The sequence below is a fragment of the Xanthomarina spongicola genome, from assembly GCF_003148645.1.
In the GTDB taxonomy this organism is placed as follows: Bacteria; Bacteroidota; Bacteroidia; order Flavobacteriales; family Flavobacteriaceae; genus Xanthomarina; species Xanthomarina spongicola.
Map to the genome: position 1 here is coordinate 397,770 of NZ_QGGP01000003.1, position 6,552 is coordinate 404,321.

Consider the following 6,552-nt stretch of genomic DNA (forward strand, 5'->3'; position numbering starts at 1 on the left):
AAATTACCCTTCTGCATTAAAATATACTTTGTAGAAGTGCATTTTTTTCTCATCGTCGTAACCACGTTCTAGATATTCGCTAGAAGCTTCAGGAGCATCAATGTCTAATTTTATTTGAATGTTGGTATCAAGTTTTATATCGGTTTTAATCTTTTTCTTTTCTTTTTTTACTACTGCTTCAGCAACATCAAATTGATTTCTAATTAAGATGTCTTTTTCGCCCTCAAAGGTTTTTTTATAATCGTCGAACAGGGTTTTGTGTTTGTCTTCTTCAAAAATTTCCTCTTTAAAACGTTCTACATTTATGGTTTCGTTTTCCTTGAAAAAATCAATGGTTCTGGCTAAAAACGTGTTTTGTTCTTGATTACCATAAGAAATCTTTAATATATCTTCTGAAAAATCTTTGCACAACTCGATATATTGTTGTGTGTGATTATTGGCATCATCGGCATATTTAATATTTAGAAAATGATTGGTCCAATATTGCGCATCGTAATTGTTGTTGTCTGCGCTTAAAATAATTGGACCTTCAGTATCTGTTTGATTTAAAATTAAGCATCCTTTGTCTACCTTTTTAGAGCTGATGCCTTTCTGTACCAAGACATCATAACTATTATTTTCTAAATAGGTTTGAAAGAAATTGACCTTGTTTTCAATTTTAAAAATCCCTAATGCATTGGTGGTTATTTCGTTGAATTCGATGCCTTCAAACATCACGATTAATACATCTCCCGTTTTTATTTGTGCTGAATTGGATTGCTCGAACAAATGTTTCACGATGTGTTTTGAAGTTTCAATAAATGCATCGTCTTCATTAAACATTTGAGAACTGTATGTGTTTATTTCATTTAAAGAAATATTAGCATGATGATTAAAACGGTAAGATTGAACCACAGAACCAAAAGGTCTTAATAAAAACGGCAACATAAGCTCGTAACTGGCTTCGTCAAAATGGACTTCTTTTTCAGAAAAAGCATTTTTAGTGTTATTGTGTTTATTACCCACTTTATGAATAATACATTTTGAAATAGAAGCATTTTTACGTGAAATCATAAGTGTTTATTTAGCTTTTTAAGCTAATTTGAATTTTAGATATATTTAGTTTATCTGATAAATAATAATAGTATTATCATCGCCTTTTGTTACAAACTCTAGATTTCTGTCCTTATCTATATTGTCTAAAGTTATTCTAGAATTTCCATAAACAGGAAAGTTAGAAATAGATTTTGCTTGACTATCGAATAAATAGATTTTTTTAGATTGTAAATCGGTTACAGAAACATAAATTTTATCGTTTATGTAAAAAATCTCTGGATCGGAATAGTTTCCGTAATCTAATTCTAAAGTTTTGGTTTTAATAATAAGTTTGTTCTCAGATTGAGCCACAAGTGTTTTGCTGGTAGTTTCAATATTATGTATATCTGTAAGTTGTAAGTCTTGCTCAGATGTATTTCCTTTTGTGTCTATAGTTACTAGTTTGCCATCCTTAGTGGTGGTTGTAAACTTGTTGTTATACAAGTAAACAGCTTGATTGGAATAGTTATAGTTTTTCTTAAGTGATACGCGTGTTTTACCTATTCTATCTAATATATATAGTTTACTATCTGTTTTAAATAACAAATAATCGTTTCTTCCAATACGAATGTGTTGAGGTTGATGGATTAGAGCGCTTTCAGCATTTTTAAAAGTAAATCCTTTTACAGTTTTTCCTTTCTGGTCGTACATAAGTATGTTCTTGCCTTGTGTAACTAATAATCTGTAATTTTTATTATTGTCGTAATCGAAAACCGAAAGAGGTTGTGTAATTATATCGTTAAATTTTAATGGAAATGGAGCTACGTCTTTCCCATTTCTATCTAAAACATACACATGATTTGGTGTGGCAAAAGCCAATTGAAGTCTTCCGTTTTTATACATGTCTATTTGTTCCACTTTCCCAAGAATAGCTCCATGAAGTTGTTTTTTCCATAGCAGTTTACCTGTATTAGAAATTAAGTATAAGTTGTTTTTTACATCTTGAACAACAATTTCTTTTTCCCTGTTTAAATGATTGACTACAAATTGAGGTGTATTTAATATGTCTTCGTTAAGTTTAATATTAAATTCTTCTGTAACTGAGTTTTCTACTGCTTTAGTTTTGCTCTTTTTTATAATGGCATTTACATGAGCAAAATGATTATCATAAATAAACTGAATAGCTGAACATTTATATTTATCTAAATTTAGATTAAGTTCTTCTAGAAGGACATTCTGAATAATATTGCTTAATTTATTTGGATTTGCAACTAACATTAAAGATGCTTCATCACTTAAATCTTCTTTTATGGCTTCAAAATATGTTCTATTGCTTATTGTTGTGTTGTTTTGGTAATTTGCAATAATGTTTTGAAGCGATTCTATAGTATTAGCAAACACAAAGAAATTATTGATTACACAATACAAGTTAGCGTTCTTAAAATTAACTAGAGGAGAAAAAGCAAGACTAAATAATTCTGGCTGACTAAAACTGTAAATATTTATTTCTCTATAAGTTTCAATTAGAGTTTGTTCGTTTAATAAAGCGTCTTCTGTAGAAATTTCATCTAAAGAATTTAAAACAATGGCTTGTTGGTTTTCTTCAAAAACCACTCCAACTTCTACAATATTATCAAAAAGTGTTGTCTCTGGTTTTTTAGTATCTGTTTGATTGTATTTATCAAGGTTCTGTTTGAAATTTGAATAATTATTAAAAGAGAAACTTAAATAGCCATCGCTATTTGCAGGAGCAATTTTTGCTGTTAGGTTTTCTTGAGGGATGGTGTTTTTAAAAACATTAATAATACTTTTTGTAGAATCTTTAGCTGTAGTAATTCCGTTAAGTAGAATTTCATCTTGCTTTAAATCTACATCCATTAACAAGTAATCTGAAAGTTTTAAATTTGTAATTGAATCTTGCTTGAAAATAGAACCTATATGTTGCTTATTTTTTTCATTGAAAATAATAGATAATTGACTGTTAGGATTTGATGTATTTAAGAGGTTTGCTATTTCTATATTTTTATTATCCTTATTTATTGCATTTTCCAATAAATCTTGAGTTGAAGCACCTATAATGATGCTGTCTTTAATAATACTGTAAACAATTTCTTTCTCAATAATTGTTTTAGTTATAGAAAGTTTCTTTGTTTTTATAGTTTCAACTGAATGATTAGGTAGTGAATCTACATTTATAATATCTTTATGGTATTTAGTAATGAAAGCGTATTGAAGGCTATCGTTCTGATCTTTTTCAAAACATAATAAAACGTCGTTATTGGTTTTTAAATGATTAAGAACTTCCATTCTAGATGAAATAGATTTATATGAAGTTGATTCTGATAATTCTTGAAGAAAGTTGTTATTATTAATATTGCTTTTTAAACTTTCAATATTAGAAATCTTTAATATAATAGAAGGGTTTTCTGGAATAAAGTCAGATAAGCTGCTTGACTTTTTATCAATGCTACAACTAGTGACTAAAAATGTAATTAAGATGAAATAAAAAATGCCTTTCATTTACTTGAGGGTTTCTGCAAATATAATAAGTTAAAGTTCTAATTTTAATTGTTCGGGTAAGAGTCTAAAAGTTTTTCTATGATAATTTGTTATGCCATATTTTTTAATTGCAAGCCTATGTTCTTTAGTAGGATATCCTTTGTTTTGTTTCCAGTTATACATAGGTAATTCTAAATGAAGCTTTTCCATGTAGTCATCTCTATATGTCTTTGCAAGAATAGATGCAGCAGCTATTGAGAGGTATTTACTGTCTCCTTTAATAATAGTTTGATATGGAATATTTGCAAATGGTTTGAATTTATTTCCATCAACAATAATGAATTCAGGTTTTGTTTTTAAATTTTCAATGGCTTGATGCATAGCCATAATAGAAGCATTTAAAATATTTATTTCATCAATTTTTTTAGGAAAAATGTGTGCTACGCTAAAAGCTAGAGCATGTTGTTCTATATAAGGTCTTAAAAGATTGCGTTTTTTTTCAGATAACTGCTTCGAATCATTTAAAATTGAATTTTTAAATCCTTTTGGAAGAATAACTGCAGCAGCTGTAACAGGTCCACATAAACAACCACGACCAGCTTCGTCTGTGCCACATTCTAGAATTAAATTCGAATAATTAAATTTCAGCATTTATATAAATCTTAAGAATAAGACGTTATTATTAATTGTAATATTGTTCATTATAAATTAATTCCAATAGATATTTTCTATTTTTGACAAAAATTAGATTACTATCTATAAATTATATCAACAAAAATAATATAATTCAAAATCAGTCTTAGGCTGTTGCAAGGTCTAAAAAATAATTATGAGGAAAATATTTTTAGCATTTTTTTTAATATGTGTTGTTAATTTAGGATTTTCTCAAATTACACCTACCGTTAATAAAGACCAAAATCAAAGACAAGATGGTTTAATTAAAAATGAAAACTATCAGGAAGACTCATATCAAGGTTCAACAAAAAGTACTAGTAACGAAAATATTAAAAATAAAGATGCTAAAATAGATATGTATTTAATTGTATCAAGTAAGAATGATACAACTTATGTGGATACAACACTTACAGTTAGAAAAGAGTATAAGTTTAATTATTTAAGAAAAGATAATTTTAATCTTATGCCTTTTTCGAATGTTGGCCAATCGTATAATACTCTAATCTATAATTTTAATGATAATAATTTAATGCCATTATTTGGTGCAAGGGCAAGGCATTTTAATTACATGGAAATAGAAGACATATATTATTATCATGTACCAACACCATTTACAGAGCTATATTATAAAACAGCTTTCGAACAAGGGCAGCAAATAGATGCCTTTTTTACAGCAAACACTTCCAAACAGTTTAATTTTTCTATAGCCTATAAAGGACTTCGTTCTTTAGGAAAATATCAACATGCACTTACAAGCACTGGTAATTTTAGATTTACATCCAGTTACAAAACAAAGGATAATAGATACATTGCCAATGCTCATATAGTGGCGCAAGATTTGTTGAATCAGGAAAATGGAGGTTTACAAGATAGTAATGTCCCGTATTTTGAATCTGGAAACCCTGAGTTTAAAGATAGAGAGTTGTTAGCTGTTAATTTTGAAGATGCTAAAAATGTATTAAAAGGAAAGCGATTTCATTTAAATCATAAATATAATATTAATAAAAAGACAGACTCTTTAACAAAAAATACATTAAGTATTGGACAGGTTATATCTTTTGAAGATAAGTATTATGAATATAACCAAGATAATCAGAATGATTATTTTGGAGAAGCATTCCAGCAAGAAGATTTAAGAGACAGAGTTACATTAGAAGATTTCAATACACAACTATATGCAAATTACAGCAACAACATTATAGGACGCATTCAGTTTAATGCAAGCTATAATAATTATAATTATGGTTATGATAAGGTAACTAATATAGATAATAGTTTAATTACCAATAGGCTAAAAGGAGAAGTTATATCAATTGGAGGGTCGTATTTTAAAAACATTAAAGGGTTCAATATAGAAGGAGAATTTGGATTAAATGTGTCTGGAGAATTTGAAGGTAACTTTATTATGGGTAAAGCGTCATATCAGTTTACAGACGATATCGCATTTAGTGCAAAAATAAACCATGCATCAAAAGCACCTAATTACAACTTCTTATTATATCAAAGTGTTTATGAGAATTATAATTGGCAATCCAATTTTAATAACACCGAAACACAAAACATTGAATTCACACTACAATCAAATAAAATAGCTAATCTGTCACTTAATATAACTTCAATCAACGATTATCTTTATTTTAAGAAAGTATCAGATTCAGGCTTAGTTAAGCCTTTTCAGAATGATAAAGCAATTAACTATTTATCTATTAAATTGGAAAAGGAATTTAGATATAAGAAGTTTGCTTTAGATAACACAATAGTATATCAAACAGTTAAAGACGACAATCAGGTTTTTAACGTACCCGAAATCGTTACTAGAAATACACTATACTATTCAGATTACTTTTTTAAGAAAGCATTGTTTCTGCAAACAGGAATTACATTCAATTATTTCTCTAACTATTATATGAATGGTTACGATCCACTTCTAGCAGAATTCTACGTTCAAACAGATAGAGAATTTGGAGGCTTTCCTAGATTTGATTTTTTTGTGAATGCAAAAATCCAACAAGCTAGAATCTTTATTAAAGCAGAACATATTAATTCGGCGTGGACAGGTTACGATTATTATTCTGCCCCTAATCATCCATACCGAGACTTTGTAATTCGTTTTGGATTAGTCTGGAATTTCTTTCTATAATAATATTATAGTACTTCCGTTTTTTAGTTTTCGTCATAAAATGAACAGGCTTTCAGTTATATCTTGTTCTTTCTACAGTAATCATTTGTTATAAATGATTGATAATAAGGCTTGCGTATATAGATATAAAATAAAACAAAAAATAGTTTAAAAAAAGTTTGTTTGTAAAACATAAAGGGTTGTATATTTGCACCCCGAAAACGACGCAAAGCGATTAAGTTTTT

At 28.1% G+C, this 6,552-nt stretch carries 4 protein-coding genes; 1 reads left to right on the top strand and 3 read right to left on the bottom strand.

The annotated features are described in order from the left end of the window. Positions 1-3: 3 nt before the first annotated feature. Genes LX78_RS08830 through LX78_RS08840 form a run of 3 tightly spaced genes read right to left on the bottom strand, consistent with a single transcriptional unit; the run spans position 4 to position 4,164 of the window. Positions 4-1,053, bottom strand: a complete 1,050-nt coding sequence (locus LX78_RS08830; RefSeq protein WP_109682279.1) for a nucleoid-associated protein — start codon at positions 1,051-1,053, stop codon at positions 4-6. A 45-nt stretch (positions 1,054-1,098) separates the two neighbouring features. Then, positions 1,099-3,534 carry a ribonuclease HII gene (locus LX78_RS08835; protein WP_109682280.1) on the bottom strand — a complete coding sequence of 812 codons (2,436 nt, stop codon included), beginning with the start codon at positions 3,532-3,534 and terminating at the stop codon, positions 1,099-1,101. A 30-nt stretch (positions 3,535-3,564) separates the two neighbouring features. Further along, complete coding sequence (locus tag LX78_RS08840; protein WP_109682281.1) at positions 3,565-4,164, bottom strand: ribonuclease HII; 600 nt, start codon at positions 4,162-4,164, stop codon at positions 3,565-3,567. 178 nt (positions 4,165-4,342) lie between these two features. Here LX78_RS08840 and LX78_RS08845 point away from each other — a divergent pair, with 178 nt between their 5' ends. Continuing rightward, positions 4,343-6,328 carry a putative porin gene (locus tag LX78_RS08845; RefSeq protein WP_109682282.1) on the top strand — a complete coding sequence of 662 codons (1,986 nt, stop codon included), beginning with the start codon at positions 4,343-4,345 and terminating at the stop codon, positions 6,326-6,328. The last annotated feature ends 224 nt before the right edge of the window (positions 6,329-6,552 follow it).